The organism is Rhodococcus sp. MPR-R1B, from assembly GCF_058793255.1.
Map to the genome: position 1 here is coordinate 16,180 of NZ_JBXAFO010000046.1, position 15,186 is coordinate 31,365.

Annotated in this window: 12 protein-coding genes; 7 read left to right on the forward strand and 5 right to left on the reverse strand. The window is 63.9% G+C overall.

All coding sequences use genetic code 11. The features are described 5' to 3' along the window. The first annotated feature begins 170 nt into the window (after positions 1-170). The 3 genes from AC1Q61_RS31450 to AC1Q61_RS31460 all read left to right on the forward strand — a co-directional run bounded on the left by AC1Q61_RS31450 (position 171) and on the right by AC1Q61_RS31460 (position 4,910). Complete coding sequence (locus AC1Q61_RS31450; protein ID WP_030535410.1) at positions 171-692, forward strand: PH domain-containing protein; 522 nt, start codon at positions 171-173, stop codon at positions 690-692. A 72-nt stretch (positions 693-764) separates the two neighbouring features. Continuing rightward, positions 765-2,606, forward strand: a complete 1,842-nt coding sequence (ilvD, locus tag AC1Q61_RS31455; protein ID WP_007729361.1) for a dihydroxy-acid dehydratase — start codon at positions 765-767, stop codon at positions 2,604-2,606. A 768-nt stretch (positions 2,607-3,374) separates the two neighbouring features. Next, complete coding sequence (locus AC1Q61_RS31460) at positions 3,375-4,910, forward strand: amino acid permease (RefSeq protein WP_003944693.1); 1,536 nt, start codon at positions 3,375-3,377, stop codon at positions 4,908-4,910. Between the two features lie 68 nt (positions 4,911-4,978). Here the strand turns inward: AC1Q61_RS31460 and AC1Q61_RS31465 are convergent, their stop codons facing one another. After that, positions 4,979-5,806, reverse strand: coding sequence for a DoxX family protein (locus tag AC1Q61_RS31465; RefSeq protein ID WP_003944742.1), 828 nt, complete (start codon positions 5,804-5,806; stop codon positions 4,979-4,981). A 90-nt stretch (positions 5,807-5,896) separates the two neighbouring features. Here AC1Q61_RS31465 and AC1Q61_RS31470 point away from each other — a divergent pair, with 90 nt between their 5' ends. Continuing rightward, on the forward strand, positions 5,897-7,027 hold the full coding sequence (locus tag AC1Q61_RS31470) for a PQQ-dependent sugar dehydrogenase (protein WP_003944688.1): 1,131 nt from the start codon (positions 5,897-5,899) through the stop codon (positions 7,025-7,027). A 127-nt stretch (positions 7,028-7,154) separates the two neighbouring features. Then, on the forward strand, positions 7,155-8,201 hold the full coding sequence (locus tag AC1Q61_RS31475; RefSeq protein ID WP_042925739.1) for an NAD(P)-dependent alcohol dehydrogenase: 1,047 nt from the start codon (positions 7,155-7,157) through the stop codon (positions 8,199-8,201). A gap of 88 nt (positions 8,202-8,289) precedes the next feature. Here AC1Q61_RS31475 and gatB read toward each other — a convergent pair whose 3' ends face one another. The 4 genes from gatB to AC1Q61_RS31495 form a co-directional block, all read right to left on the reverse strand. After that, positions 8,290-9,801, reverse strand: a complete 1,512-nt coding sequence (gene gatB / locus AC1Q61_RS31480) for an Asp-tRNA(Asn)/Glu-tRNA(Gln) amidotransferase subunit GatB (RefSeq protein ID WP_007729370.1) — start codon at positions 9,799-9,801, stop codon at positions 8,290-8,292. Positions 9,802-9,826: 25 nt separating this feature from the next. Continuing rightward, on the reverse strand, positions 9,827-10,858 hold the full coding sequence (locus tag AC1Q61_RS31485) for an ATP-dependent 6-phosphofructokinase (RefSeq protein WP_019747919.1): 1,032 nt from the start codon (positions 10,856-10,858) through the stop codon (positions 9,827-9,829). A 115-nt stretch (positions 10,859-10,973) separates the two neighbouring features. Next, the gene (locus AC1Q61_RS31490) at positions 10,974-11,636 is read right to left on the reverse strand and encodes a response regulator (RefSeq protein ID WP_007729374.1); all 663 of its coding nucleotides are present in this window, start codon (positions 11,634-11,636) and stop codon (positions 10,974-10,976) included. Between the two features lie 9 nt (positions 11,637-11,645). Beyond that, complete coding sequence (locus tag AC1Q61_RS31495; protein WP_042447443.1) at positions 11,646-12,920, reverse strand: sensor histidine kinase; 1,275 nt, start codon at positions 12,918-12,920, stop codon at positions 11,646-11,648. Between the two features lie 164 nt (positions 12,921-13,084). Between AC1Q61_RS31495 and AC1Q61_RS31500 the strand changes: the two genes are divergently transcribed. Both AC1Q61_RS31500 and AC1Q61_RS31505 read left to right on the forward strand, forming a co-directional pair. Next, positions 13,085-13,759 carry a membrane protein gene (locus AC1Q61_RS31500; RefSeq protein ID WP_039973090.1) on the forward strand — a complete coding sequence of 225 codons (675 nt, stop codon included), beginning with the start codon at positions 13,085-13,087 and terminating at the stop codon, positions 13,757-13,759. Further along, entirely contained in the window at positions 13,756-15,144 is a 1,389-nt protein-coding gene (locus tag AC1Q61_RS31505) for an alpha/beta-hydrolase family protein (protein ID WP_209448590.1), read from the forward strand. The genes AC1Q61_RS31500 and AC1Q61_RS31505 overlap by 4 nt, the downstream gene beginning before the upstream one ends. Positions 15,145-15,186: the final 42 nt, after the last annotated feature.

Genomic DNA, 15,186 nt, shown 5'->3' on the forward strand with positions numbered 1-15,186 from the left:
CGACTCAGGCGACGACGCGCCGGCCGATTACGAGCAACTCATTCTGTTTCACGCACTCGACAGTAGAGGCGCTAGTCGCGAACGGCAAACTTGGTGAGTCGACCGTCCCAGAATCTGAGATACATCGGCTGCAATGCGAAGATGTAGAGGTGTCAACTTCGCAGCAGCCCGTGCCACCGGCTCAATCATCCCACACGCCGAAACCACTTCGGCACGTCATCCGCATTTCGCAGCTCGCTTACATGGCGTGCGCGTTCCTTCTGTTCGCGGTCAGCTTCCCGATCTTCGGGTGGCCCGTCGCCTTCAGCTGGTTGCTGATCCTTCCGATCATCGCCGTCTATCTCGTCGCGCGACTGCGCACCACCGTCAGCCCTGACGGCCTCGAGGTCCGCTCGACGTTCTCCAAGCGCACCCTCGCCTGGGACGACGTCAAGGGTTTCCGCTTCCCGAAGCGGAGTTGGGCGCGCGCGGAACTCACCGACGGAACCGAGGTGACCCTGCCTGCGGTCAGCTTCGTCAGGCTTCCCGAGATCGCGATCGCCAGCGGCGGCCGCATCACCGATCCCTATGCATCTGCCGCAGAAGCCTTCGCTGCCAAGGAAGCCGAAGAGGAAGAAGCAGCTGCAGAAGCAGAAGCAGAATCCGAGGTCGCCGAGAACACACAGGACCAGCCCGAAGAGAAGCGCCCGTAGCACGCGAGTAGCGTTGAAAGGCCCTCGCTTCTATTTGAGTGGACCAGCAACGATCACATAAGGAACACGCCCATGCCCCCGTTGAGGTCACGCACCACCACCATCGGACGTAATGCTGCCGGAGCCCGATCCCTGTGGCGCGCCACAGGAATGACGGATTCGGACTTCGGAAAGCCGATCGTCGCCGTAGCGAACTCGTACACCCAGTTCGTACCCGGCCACGTGCATCTCAAGAACGTGGGCGAGATCGTTGCCGAGGCCATCAGTGCGGCCGGCGGCGTCGCTCGTGAGTTCCACACCATCGCAGTCGACGACGGCATCGCAATGGGCCACGGCGGAATGCTCTACTCGCTCCCGAGCCGCGAGATCATCGCCGACTCGGTCGAGTACATGGCAAACGCCCACACGGCCGACGCACTGGTGTGTATCTCCAACTGCGACAAGATCACTCCCGGCATGCTCAACGCTGCGATGCGTCTCAACATCCCGACCGTCTTCGTCTCCGGTGGTCCGATGGAGGCCGGTAAGGCAGTGGTCGTCGGCGGCGTGGCCCAAGCCCCCACCGACCTCATCACCGCGATCTCCGCCTCTGCCAACGATGCCGTGTCCGACGAAGGCCTCGACGAGGTCGAGCGCAGCGCGTGCCCGACATGCGGGTCCTGCTCCGGAATGTTCACCGCCAATTCCATGAACTGCCTGACCGAGGCCCTCGGCCTCGCATTGCCGGGCAACGGCTCCACGCTGGCAACTCACAAGGCTCGTCACGCACTCTTCTCTCGTGCGGGCACCACCGTGGTCGAGGCGGCCCTCAAGTACTACCGCGACGGCGACGAGTCGGTGCTGCCACGCAACATCGCAACCCCGGCAGCGTTCCGCAACGCGATGGCTCTCGACGTCGCCATGGGTGGTTCCACCAACACCGTCCTGCACACGCTGGCTGCGGCGCAGGAAGGCGAGGTCGACTTCGACCTCGACACCATCGACGCGATCAGCCGAAAGGTTCCGTGCCTGTCCAAGGTCTCTCCCAACTCGGACTACCACATGGAAGACGTCCACCGCGCCGGCGGAATCCCCGCCCTGCTCGGTGAGCTTCGCCGCGGCGGGCTCCTCGAAACCGACGTGTCCACCGTGCACACCAAGAGCTTCGACCAGTGGCTCGACGACTGGGACATCCGCTCCGGCAAGGCAACCGACGAGGCAATCGAACTCTTCCACGCGGCTCCCGGCGGCGTGCGCACCATCGAACCGTTCTCCACGGACAACCGTTGGTCTGCCCTCGACACCGATGCGGCCGGCGGCTGTATCCGCGACGTCGAGAACGCCTACACCGTCGAAGGCGGCTTGGTTGTCCTGCGCGGCAACATCGCACTCGACGGCGCAATCCTCAAGACGGCCGGCATCGACGAGGAACTGTTCTCCTTCCAGGGCCCGGCGCTCGTCGTCGAATCCCAAGAAGAAGCCGTCTCGGTCATCTTGCAGAAGAAGATCAAGGCCGGCGACGTTCTCGTCGTGCGCTACGAAGGCCCCAAGGGTGGCCCCGGCATGCAGGAAATGCTGCACCCCACTGCCTTCCTCAAGGGCGCAGGCCTCGGTAAGGAATGCGCGCTGATCACCGACGGTCGTTTCTCGGGCGGAACCTCCGGGCTGTCCATCGGTCACATCTCCCCCGAGGCTGCCGCAGGCGGAATCATCGGTCTCGTCCAGAACGGCGATCAGGTTCGCATCGACGTCGCCTCGCGCACGCTCGAGATCCTGGTCGACGACGACGTCCTCGCCGAGCGACGCGCGAAGATGGAGGCCTCGGAGCGCCCGTGGCAGCCGGTCGATCGTCAGCGCACCGTGACGACAGCACTGCGCGCCTACGCCGCTCTGGCAACGTCCGCCGACAAGGGCGCGGTTCGCTACGTTCCGTAAGTTCTGCCACGAATCGAAAAAGATCCCCGGCCGCTTTTCGGCCGGGGATTTTTCCTGTCAGCGCTCGTGCGGCTCGAGACGCCCGTAGCCGATGTGACAGTCACACAAGGTTTTCGGGCAGCCGCACGTGCGGCAACCAACTCAGCTCCACGAGAATGCTCGCCAACGGGCCACGGCAGAGGGTCGACAGAGTCGGGTTCATGTCACCTCGGAGAAGAACGCGGGACCGACTGAGTCAGAACACGCCATACTTCCTCCGGTGTTGTATGAGCTTGAACCACAACCTAATCCGATCATCCCGTCGCCGACACACTCTGCCACGACGCGTGATCGACGCTCGAGTGCATCCAGGTACGCGGTGGTCCTCTCGCCTACCGCCCCGATACGGGTGAAATGGGACGTGCTGGCACAGCGACAGTGCAACTCATCGACAGCAAGACCGACCGACAGGTACCGAATAACCGGGCGACACGCGGAGCACCAACGGAACGATATGAGCTATCAGACATTTCAGACCGAATCGCGCGTCCGGCTCGTGAGCGAATTCACTTGGACGTAGGGTTTCAGACACCAGCTGATCAATTCAGATACATGAGGGGGGATGACTTTCAGTCAGGTGATCATTTCGGTCAGTTCGAGCGAGCCGACTTGCACACGGCGCTCACCAGTGGTTCCCTCATCAGGTCGCTGAGACGCACATCACAACGACGACAGTCAGCCACCGCCCGTCACCCACAAGGTCGACGGGAAACAACCAAGGAGCAATACATGCCCGGAGTCGGCATATGGCGCACCAAATCCGTCGAGCAATCGATCGCGGACACCGACGAGCCTGAGACAAAGCTCAAGAAGGAACTGACCGCGAAGGACCTCACGGTATTCGGAGTCGCCGTCGTCATCGGCGCAGGCATCTTCACGCTGACTGCTCGAACCGCAGGCAATGTCGCAGGACCCTCCATTTCACTGGCATTCGTTCTCGCTGCCATCGCCTGTGGCCTCGCCGCGCTGTGTTACGCGGAGTTCGCCTCCACCGTCCCCGTCGCAGGCAGCGCATACACGTTCTCCTACGCCACGTTCGGGGAGTTCGCCGCCTGGATCATCGGCTGGGACCTCATTCTCGAGTTCGCTCTCGCCTCCGCCGTCGTCGGCAAGGGCTGGTCGCTGTACCTCGGCAACGTCATCGGGGCCAGCGGAAGCACCACCGCCCACATCGGTTCGATCAGCTTCGACTGGGGCGCTCTGCTCATCATCGGCGCGATCACGCTGATCCTCGCGATCGGCACCAAGGTTTCCTCGCGAGTCTCCGCAATCATCACCGCGATCAAGATCGCAGTAGTCCTGCTCGTCATCGTCGTGGGCGCGTTCTACATCAAGAAGGAGAACTACTCCCCCTTCATCCCGCCGTCCGAAGGAACCGAGAGTTCTGCAAGCGGAATCCATCAGACCCTGTTCTCCTGGCTGACCGGCGCAGGCGGAAGTAGCTACGGCGCTTACGGATTGCTCGCCGCAGCCAGCCTCGTGTTCTTTGCCTTCATCGGTTTCGACGTCGTCGCCACCACCGCCGAGGAAACCAAGAACCCGCAGAAGTCGTTGCCGCGAGGAATCTTCGGCTCGCTCGCCATCGTCACGGTTCTCTACGTTGCCGTCACGCTCGTACTGACCGGCATGGTCAAGTACACCGAACTCAAGGACGGCAGTCCGTTGGTCGGCGATTCCAGCGCCACCCTCGCAACCGCATTCGAGGCCAACGGCATTGGTTGGGCACAAACCGCCATCAACTTCGGTGGCCTGGCCGGCCTCACGACAGTTGTCATGGTCATGATGCTCGGCCAGACCCGCGTCCTCTTCGCCATGTCCCGTGACGGCCTCATGCCGCGCAGCCTGGCCAAGACCAACGCCAAGGGCATCCCGATGCGCATCACGTTGATCGTCGGTGGCATCGTTGCCGTCCTGGCAGCGTTCTTCCCCATGGGCACGCTCGAAGAGATGGTCAACATCGGAACGCTGTTCGCCTTCGTCCTGGTTTGTGTCGGTGTCATCGTCCTTCGCCGCACCCGCCCCGACCTGCCGCGCGGATTCCGCGTCCCGCTGGTGCCGTTCGTTCCGATCGTCGCCGTGCTCGCCTGCGGTTGGCTGATGCTCAACCTCTCGGTCGAGACCTGGATCCGGTTCCTCGTCTGGATGGCCATCGGTGTGCTCGTGTACTTCGCCTACGGTCACCGCAAGTCGGTCCTCGGTCGCAAGCTCAAGGACGGAACGGCCATCCCGTCCGCGAACGCCGACCCGGTACTCGTCAAGGACTGATCCTTCACAAACGAACCGCCGCTCTCCGATTCGGAGAGCGGCGGTTCGTTGGTTCGACGGCGCGAGTTTCAGATGAGCGGATTGGCACCGTTCAGGAAGATCCAGGTGCAGACGCCGGCAGCGATACCGAGGATCAAAACCACGAGCGATCCGATAAACGGACGAGTTGCCCAGCCACGACGACCGTCGAGCGCAATACGACCTGGTCCCGTCAAAATGATGACGCCCGCACAGATTCCGAGCAGCATCTCGTACTCGGTCCCGGCCGGGGCGAAGTACTCCAGGCCGGGTGCGCTCGCCTGACGCAGCGCCCACGCATTGATCATCACCGCCAGAACCGACGCTGCCGCAACGGGAGTCAGCAACCCGAGGATCAGGAGGGCGCCACCTGCGACTTCACCGACGGCGCCGAGTATCGCCATCCACTTCGCCTGCTGGAACCCGGCGTCCGCCAGCATCGACTCGAACCCGTTCAGCCCCGGCCCGTTCCAGATACCGGTCAACTTCTGCAGACCGTGCACCAACGCAGTTCCACCGACGGCCAATCGCAGTGCAAGCAACCCGAGGTCGAGAGTGCCTCGGCCCCGCGGAGACTCAGTTGTACCTGCCACGGCTTCGGCGGTGGGAACGGCGGCGATCGGAGCGTCGTACGCCGTCTCACGCTCGAGAGCCACGGTCGGCTGATCCGCGCCAGGTGCTCGGTATGTCGGTATCTGTTCGGTCAGGGAGTTGGCGTTCGTGGAACCGAAATCGAGATCGTCGTCGGTCCGCGGCAACGGATTCTTGGCGCTCACCGTCGGAAATTGTTCGGTGGGCGAATCATACGGACTGGACACATTGCCCGTCGGCTTGTCCGCATCCGACAACTCGCTGGGATCTTTTCGCTCGTCAGTCACGTAGGTGAGCCTATGACCGATTCACGAACTCGACGGGGAACCTTGGTCCGGCGTGGCGGCATCTGCCGTGCATTACGTAACGTCTTGGGCATGACTACGGGTAGGCATGCAGCGCTGGGCGCACTGGCGCTGGTGCTCGGGACATCGTTGCTCGCAGGTTGCGCCGACTTCGACGAATCGACTGCCTCGCCGTTCACACCCGAACCGACCAACCAGGCCAGCGCGGAAGTGCAGCCGGAGAACCCGCCGCCGTCGACCACGCCGCCGGCGCCGCGGACCGGCCCCCTCGGACCGTGTCAGGATGCCGACACCGCCGTGATCGCAACCTGTCTCGACACCACGGGTGGGCTCGTCACACTCCCGGACGGGAACTCCGGACTGGTTGCCGAACGGCGGACCGGCCGGATCATGCAGGTAGCTCCCAACACGACACCGGTCGAGGTAGCCAAGATCGACGTCGACGGCAGCGGTGACGGCGGCCTGCTCGACATCGCACTCTCCCCCACGTTTGTCGAAGACAACCTGATCTATGCCTACGTCACCACCGGAACGGACAACCGGGTGGTCCGCATCGCTCCGGGTGACACCGCCAAGGAAGTACTCGGTGGAATCCCGCGCGGCGCGAGCGGCAACGGCGGGTCACTGGAGTTCGCGGCCCCGGACCAGCTCATGGTTCTGACAGGCGATACCGGAAACCCCGCGGTTGCTCAGGATCCCGCCTCGTTGGCGGGGAAACTCTTGCGGGTCCGATCGCTGACACCCAACGCTGCGCCGCCTCGCCCGGAAGTAGTTCTGTCCGGAATCGGAAACGGCGGCGGCGTGTGCGTCGATCCGGGAATCGCGACGTGGGTCACGGACCGAACCACTCTCGAGGATCGCCTCCAACGCGTCGGCGCCGACGGCACGGTGACATCCCCCGCGTGGACGTGGCCCGACCGACCCGGAGTCGGCGGGTGCATCGCGGCGCAGGGAGTGGTAGCTGTCGCGCTGGGGGCCGGCAAAGCGATCTCGGCGCTGGCCGCAGATCCAGGAACAGGTGCCGTCACGACCGCGCCGTCGGCAGTGGCGAAAGACACGTACGGCCAGCTGGGCGGTTTGGCACTCGGATCCGACGGTTTGATGTGGGCGAGCACGATAAACAAAACCGCGGGCGAGCCGGGTCCGAACGACGACAAGGTGGTCAAGATCCCGATGCCGAGTGGCAGCGGCGGGATCGACTGAGCCGCCATGTCTGTTCGGTCACGGATCCCGTGACCGAACATGCACAGATGCGTACTCTTTTGTTAGCGGGGCTAAACACCACGCATTTGCCAGGACCGGTTGGCCCAACCACGACAAAGGAGTCGGTATGAAGGCAATCCAGTACACGAGAATCGGCGCAGAACCCGAACTCACGGAGATTCCCAAACCCGAGCCCGGTCCAGGTGAAGTGCTCCTGGAAGTCACCGCTGCCGGCGTCTGCCACTCGGACGACTTCATCATGAGCCTGCCCGAGGTGCAGTACACCTACGGCCTTCCTCTCACGCTCGGCCACGAGGGCGCCGGCCGGGTCGCCGCCGTCGGCGAGGGCGTCGAAGGGCTCGACATCGGAACCAATGTCGTCGTCTACGGACCCTGGGGCTGTGGCAGCTGTTGGCACTGCTCGCAAGGACTCGAAAACTACTGTTCTCGAGCAAAAGAACTCGGCATCAATCCTCCTGGTCTCGGTGCACCCGGCGCGTTGGCCGAATTCATGATCGTCGATTCACCTCGCCACCTCGTCCCGATCGGCGACCTCGATCCGGTCAAGACGGTGCCGCTGACCGACGCCGGTCTGACTCCGTATCACGCGATCAAGCGTTCACTGCCGAAACTTCGCGGTGGCTCGTACGCCGTCGTCATCGGTACCGGTGGTCTCGGCCATGTCGCCATCCAACTCCTCCGCCACCTCTCGGCAGCAACCGTCATCGCACTCGACGTGAGCGCGGACAAGCTCGAACTGGCAACCAAGGTAGGCGCTCACGAAGTGGTTCTGTCCGACAAGGACGCGGCCGAGAACGTCCGCAGGATCACCGGAAGTCAGGGCGCCGCACTGGTTCTCGACTTCGTCGGCTATCAGCCCACCATCGACACCGCGATGGCTGTCGCCGGCGTCGGATCGGACGTCACGATCGTCGGGATCGGCGACGGGCAGGCCCATGCCAAAGTCGGGTTCTTCCAAAGTCCTTACGAGGCTTCTGTGACAGTTCCGTACTGGGGTGCCCGCAACGAGCTGATCGAATTGATCGACCTGGCGCACGCCGGCATCTTCGACATCGCGGTGGAGACCTTCAGTCTCGACAACGGCGCCGAAGCGTATCGACGACTGGCCGCCGGAACGCTCAGCGGCCGCGCGGTTGTGGTCCCTGGTCTGTAGACCGACAGCGGCAAAACGACAGCGAAAAACACTGATGCCCGGCCGAATTCGATTCGGCCGGGCATCAGTGTCAGAAATTCAGTGTGCGCTAGCTGCACGCCTCGATGACAAGTTCCTTCACACGAGCCGCGTCTGCCTGTCCACGAGTGGCCTTCATGACGTCGCCGACGATCTTTCCGGCGGCCTGCACCTTGCCACTGCGAATCTTGTCCGCGATGTCGGGGTTCGCTGCGAGCGCTTCGTCGACGGCTGCCTTGAGCTTGGTTTCGTCACGTTCGACGACCAACTCCGGGTGGGCCGCGACAACCTGCTCCGGGTCACCCTCGCCGTCGAGGACGTGATCGACGACCTGGCGAGCCACTTTGTTGTTGAGCTTGCCGCTGTCGATGAGAGCTACGACCTGGGCAACCTGCGCCGGGGTGATCGGCAGAGCGCCGAGTTCGACGCCACGGGTGTTCGCCTGCTGTGACAGGTAGGACAGCCACCAGGAGCGCGCTGCCTCGGGCGAAGCACCGGCCTCGGTGGTCGCGATCACCAGATCGATGGCACCGGCGTTGACGAGGTCGCGCATGACCTCGTCGGAGATTCCCCAGTCCTTCTGGATCCGCGCACGGCGAATCCAGGGAAGCTCCGGCAAGGTACCGCGCAGTTCTTCGACCCACTCGGCGCTCGGAGCGACGGGCTCGAGATCCGGTTCCGGGAAGTAGCGGTAGTCCTCGGCCGTTTCCTTCCGGCGTCCCGCTGCGGTGGTGCCGTCGCCTTCCTGGAAATGGCGGGTCTCCTGGATGACCTCACCGCCGGCGTCGAGAACTGCTGCCTGACGGCGCATTTCGTAGCGAACTGCGACCTCGACGCTCTTGAGGGAGTTGACGTTCTTGGTCTCGGTGCGGGTCCCCAGTTCGGTGGAACCGATCGGCATGAGGGAGATGTTGGCGTCGCAGCGCATCGATCCCTGATCCATGCGGACGTCGGAGACGTCGAGGGACTTCAGCAGATCACGAAGCGCCGTGACGTACGCGCGAGCAACCTCGGGGGCGCGCTCACCGGCACCGTGGATGGTCTTGGTGACGATCTCCACCAAGGGAACGCCCGCACGGTTGTAGTCGAGCAGCGAATGGCTGGCACCGTGGATACGACCGGTAGCGCCACCCACGTGGAGGGACTTACCGGTGTCCTCCTCCATGTGGGCGCGCTCGATCTCGACGCGCCACGTCGTGCCGTCGTCGAGGATCACGTCGAGGTAACCCTCGGTTGCGATCGGCTCGTCGTACTGGGAGATCTGGTAGTTCTTCGGCTGATCCGGGTAGAAGTAGTTCTTGCGTGCGAATCGGCCCCACGGCGTGATGGAGCAGTTGAGCGCAAGGCCGATCCGGATCGCGGACTCGACAGCGGCTGCGTTCACCACCGGCAACGAACCGGGCATGCCCAGACAGACCGGGCACACCTGGGTATTGGGTTCGGCACCGAACTCGGTGGGGCACGGGCAGAACATCTTGGTCGCGGTGCCGAGTTCTACGTGCACCTCCATACCCATCACAGGCTCGTACTTGGTCAGTACTTCGTCGTAATCGAGGATGTCGGGCGCATCGACAGCAGTCATGGTGATCAGTTTATGCGTCTGCGGCTCAGCCGAAGAATGCGGCTGCCTCCTCGTAGCGCTCCTTGGGCACCGTCTTGAGTTTGCGGGTCGCCTCGGCGAGCGGAACGAGGTCGATGGACGTTCCGTGCAACGCGACCATCTGACCGAAATCTCCGCGGTGAGCTGCGTCGGTGGCATGAACGCCGAAGCGAGTGGCGAGGATGCGGTCGTGCGGCGTCGGGGTGCCACCGCGCTGAATGTGCCCGAGGACGGTGGTGCGAACTTCCTTGCCGATCCGGCGCTCGATCTCGTTTCCGAGCTGCTGCGCGACACCGGTGAAGATCTTGTGGCCGAACTCGTCTATGCCACCTTCGCGCAGGGTCATCGACGCGGGATCGGGCATCGCACCTTCAGCCACGACGCAGATGAAGTGGGAGTCGCCACGCTGGAAGCGCTTCTTGACCATCGCGCACACCTCGTCGACGTCGAACGGCTGTTCCGGAACCAGAGTCAGGTGTGCCCCCGACGCCAGCCCGGCCTGCAGCGCGATCCAGCCCGCATGCCGGCCCATGACCTCGACGAGCATGACGCGCTGGTGCGATTCGGCCGTGGTGTGGAGCCTGTCGATGGCGTCGGTGGCGACAGCCAATGCGGTGTCGAAACCGAAAGTCACGTCAGTGCAGTCGATGTCGTTGTCGATCGTCTTGGGCACACCGATCACGGGTACGCCACTCTCGGAAAGCCAACTGGCCGCGGTGAGAGTGCCTTCGCCGCCGATCGGGATCAGGACGTCGATCCCGTTGTCGTCGAGAGTCTGCTTGATCTGATCGAGGCCCGCACGGAGTTTGTCGGGGTTCACGCGAGCGGTGCCGAGGATCGTGCCGCCGCGGGTGAGGATGCGGTTGATGCGGTCATCGGAGTCGAGCGGGACCTTGCGGTCCTCGAGCAATCCTCGCCAGCCGTCCCGGAATCCGACCACGGTACTGCCGTAACGACCGGCCGACGTACGTACGACGGCGCGGATGACCGCGTTCAAGCCCGGGCAGTCGCCGCCGCCCGTGAGGATTCCGATTCGCATAGTGCAGCACCTCTCGTGACCGGATTGTGGATCTTGGTGTCCATCTTCCCCCAGTCACCGTATTGCCGCAGGATAGCGGCGTTGCCGAGCCGCAACGCCGAGCCGCACGGGATCACTAACCTGGCGTGACGAGCCCGCTTTCGTACGCCAACACGACTGCCTGGGCGCGATCGCGCAGATCGAGCTTCGACAGCACCTTCCCGACATGGGTCTTGACGGTCTGCTCGGCGACGAACAGCCGCTCGGCGATCTCGACGTTGGACAATCCGCGGGCGATCAGTTCGAGTACCTCGCGCTCACGCGGGGTCAGGGCGTCCAGCGCTGCGGGCCGTGCGCGCGGGGCCGCCCGCCGGCTGGTCACATCGGCAATCAGACGCCGAGTCACCGTCGGCGCCAGCAAAGCCTGCCCTTCGGCAACGACGCGTACCGCCCGAATCAGCTCCTCAGCCGGTGCGTCCTTGAGCATGAAACCGCTCGCTCCGACGCTCAGGGCCTCGTAGACGTAGTCGTCGATGTCGAAAGTGGTGAGCATGAGGACTCGCACCGGTGGTTCCCATCCGGCGGACAGAATCTGGCGGGCAGCGTCGAGTCCGTTCATCTCGGGCATGCGAACATCCATCAAGACCACATCCGGACGCAATCGCGCGACCTCGGCGACGGCGATCTTGCCGTCCGGCGCATCGCCGATCACGCTGATGTCGGGCTGGGCGGAGAGTAGGGCTCCGAACCCTTGTCGAACCATCGCCTGGTCGTCTGCGATGAATACTGTGATGGGCACTCGGACAGCCTAGGCGGGCATCGACGGCAACTCGGCCCGGACCTCGAACCCTCCGTCCTGTCGCCGGTTTGCCAGCAGCATGCCGCCCACCGCCGAAGCCCGCTCGCGCATTCCGCGGATTCCGTTGCCACCAGTGGTTTCCGACGCCGAGTGCTGATTGCCACCCAATGGCGAAGGTCCGTTGTTCACGAGCGCGCTCACCGATTGCGGACCGAAGGCCACGGCGACATCGATGGGTCCGCCTGGCGAATGCCTGGCCGCGTTGGTGATCGACTCCTGAATGATCCGGTAGAGCGCAAGGCCCGTGGATTCCGAGACCGACGCTCGATCACCGTCGACTCGCCACGACACCGGCAAACCGGCACGGGTACTGCCGAGCAACAGTTCGTCCAACTGGTCGACGCCCGGTTGCGGAGCTGTCACCATGTGGTCCCCGTCGCTGCGCAGTACTCCGAGGAGACCACGAATCTCGTTGAGCGCTGCTCGCCCTGTCTCACTTATCGATTCGAATTCGGTTCGGATCTCCGGAGTGACTGCATCGAGTCTGTACGGCGCACTCTGAGCTTGCACGACCACCATCGACATGTGGTGGGCCACGATGTCGTGCAAGTCGCGCGCGATCCGCGCCTTCTCCTCGAGGATCGTGCGTCGAGTGCGTTCGAGTTCGCTGACTTCCTCCTGCTTGGCCAACTGGCGGCGCGAGAGGACCAACCAGCGGATCAACAGGCAGAAGACGACCAGGGCACTCAGCCCGACAGCCCAACCGGCGCCGTCGCTTCCCGGGGCGTTGCCGAGAAAGAGCAGCACCGTGGCGATCCAGGCGACACCGACAACCTGAATGGGCGCCCGCAGACTCACTGCGGCCAGCAACGACATCAGCACGATGATGTGGACGACCTGCCACGGGTAGTCGTAACCGGGAGTGTTGTCGAACACCAACGGGATGATCAACGCCGAGACCGCCGACACCGCCCACCCCAACGGAGCGTTGATCCGGATCAGGACGAACGGAAATGCAGCCAACGCGGCGACGAAGGGCATGATCGGCGGCGAAACATGATGCGTCAGTTGCAGTGTCGGCCAGGCAATCGAATAGAGGATCAGAGTGATCGCTACGATGACGATGTTCCAGAACTGACCGCGGGCCACGAAACTGGTTGCCCGACGCACTTTCTCCGAATGAACGACCGCCCCGTCGAGGCCGGACAGCATCGACCCGGCGGTGGCGTATGTCGGCGCGGGCACATCCGGTGCACCCTTGTTCTTCCTACGGACCTTGATCACTCGTCAAGCCTATGAAGGCGAACCCCGAAAGTCCTCATACTGCAGAGTGAGATCCCCCTACCTCCGAGGTATCACAGGGGAGGGAATTCTCACCCGAATGCGCGTCGGAGAACCCCTCCACAGAGCGATGACCGCCAGGATTGTCCGTTCATAGCGTGAACGGCATGCGGATCACACGGGTGAAAGACATCTCTCGAAGCGCCGGCACCTGGGCGGCCCTGGCGCTGGCTGCAACGGCAGCGATCACGGTCACTGCCGGAGCGAGCGGAGCCCAGTCGCCGCGCACCGAGAATTCGAACGCATCCAGGGCGATCGCCACCGTGACTACTGCGGATGCCGCTGACGCTGCGACCACCATCCCGGCGGACTTTGCGGCATTCGCCGGTTACACCCCCGCCGTCGTCGACGGATACCTCGCCAATCCCCACGGCGACTGCTCGTCGCCGGTCCCACTTCCCGACGAATTCGACTCGGCCTGCAAAGCGCACGATCTCGGCTACGACCTACTCCGCTACGCGCATTCGCACGGAACGGAACTGGGGCCGTGGGCACGTCAGGTCCTCGACGGTCAGCTCGACCAGCGAATGCATGCCGCGTGTGAAGACCGCACGTCCTTTCTCTCACGAGGGTATTGCTTCGCGATGGCCGATGTAGCCGTCACGGCTGTGAACGGAAACTCCTGGCGCCAAAGCTATCTGACGCCGGTCGCGGAATCGGGATTCGGTTACGGCACGGCCGGTGTTCTGGCAGTCTCCGCCTTCGGCTTCACCCTGATGCGATCGCGGCGCCTCGACCCGTCGAACGAGTTCTCCTACTCCCCGAAAGCGATTGCAGCATGAGCGTTCTGAATGCGTCACGGACCCCCGTCCTCGCCCGAGTCGGGGCGCTCGCACTCCCCCGCGTGTCCACGAGCGTCGCCGTGGCAGCGATGTCCGCCATCTCGCTGGCTCCCGGACTCCTGCCGCGATCAGCCGTACTACAAGGGGTGTTCAGCGGTCTGCTCGTCGCGGCCGGACTACTGGCGATGTGGGCGTTCTCCGCGGTAGCCCGTCGGCTCGTCCCCGACCGGGTCAAGGCCCGATTCGACGAACGTCATTGGCGCATCACCGCGTTCGGGTTGTCGACTGCCGGCACCGCAGTTGCGATGTTCGCCGCCGCCGGTTGGCAGAACTCGTTGCGAGCGGCGATGGGCGCACCGTCTGCCGGACTTCTCCACTGGGCGGAGGCGGGTTGCATTGCAGCACTGACCGCACTTGGTCTCTGGGGCATCGGGATCGGAATTTCGAAGGCGCTGCGGTGGATGGGTTTCGCGCGGAGCGTCGGCGCACTGGTCATGGGTGTTCTCGGGGTGCAGTTGGTAGTCGGTCCCGTCGTGTGGAACGGCCTCGCCGATTCGTTCGACAAGTCCAACGCGTACATCGACACCGCTCTGACACAGCCACTTTCGGCCTCTGTGTCAGGCAGCCCCGAATCTCTCATCTCGTGGACGTCGATGGGGGCGGAGGGACGCAAATTCGTCGCAGCAGGCGAAGACTCGGTGCGTGTCTACGCCGGTTTGGATTCGGCACCCGACACTGCATCACGTGCCGCTCTCGCGGTGAGCGAACTCGATCGCGTCGGCGGCTTTGCCCGCAACAGCGTCGTAGTGGCCGTTCCGACCGGATCGGGGTGGATCGACACGCATGCAGTCGCCGGTATCGAGCAACGGTTCGGCGGCGACGTCGCAATAGTCGGGCAGCAATACTCCGACGCACCCAGTTGGGCGACATTCCTGTTCAGCCGCGACGATGCCGAAGAATCGGCAACCGCTCTGTTCACCGCCGTCGGCAGCCACATTGCCGCTATGCCCGCCGAGGATCGACCGGACCTGTTCCTCTACGGACAGAGCCTCGGCGCCGTCGGCGGCAGCGCCGCACTGTCCGAGGGCAGTCCCATCGTCCCGTGCGACGTGTTGTGGGCAGGTCCCCCGGCCGGCGCGACACGGACGGACGGCGCAACCGTCCTAGCGAACACGTCCGACCCGGTGGTGTGGTGGTCCCCCGCCCTCGCGACGCAGAAGCCGGATCTGAGCCGTGCCGTGCAAGATGCACCGATCCCGCAGTGGATCCCGGGTGTCACGTTCTTGCAGACCACCGTCGACATGCTCGGTTCGCTCGGTGTCCCCGCCGGTCACGGCCATCGCTACGGAACCGATCAGGGGACGGCCCTGAGAACTTGCTCCTGAAACTGCTGTGCGCCTTTATTAACCGCGGGGGGTTAATAAAGG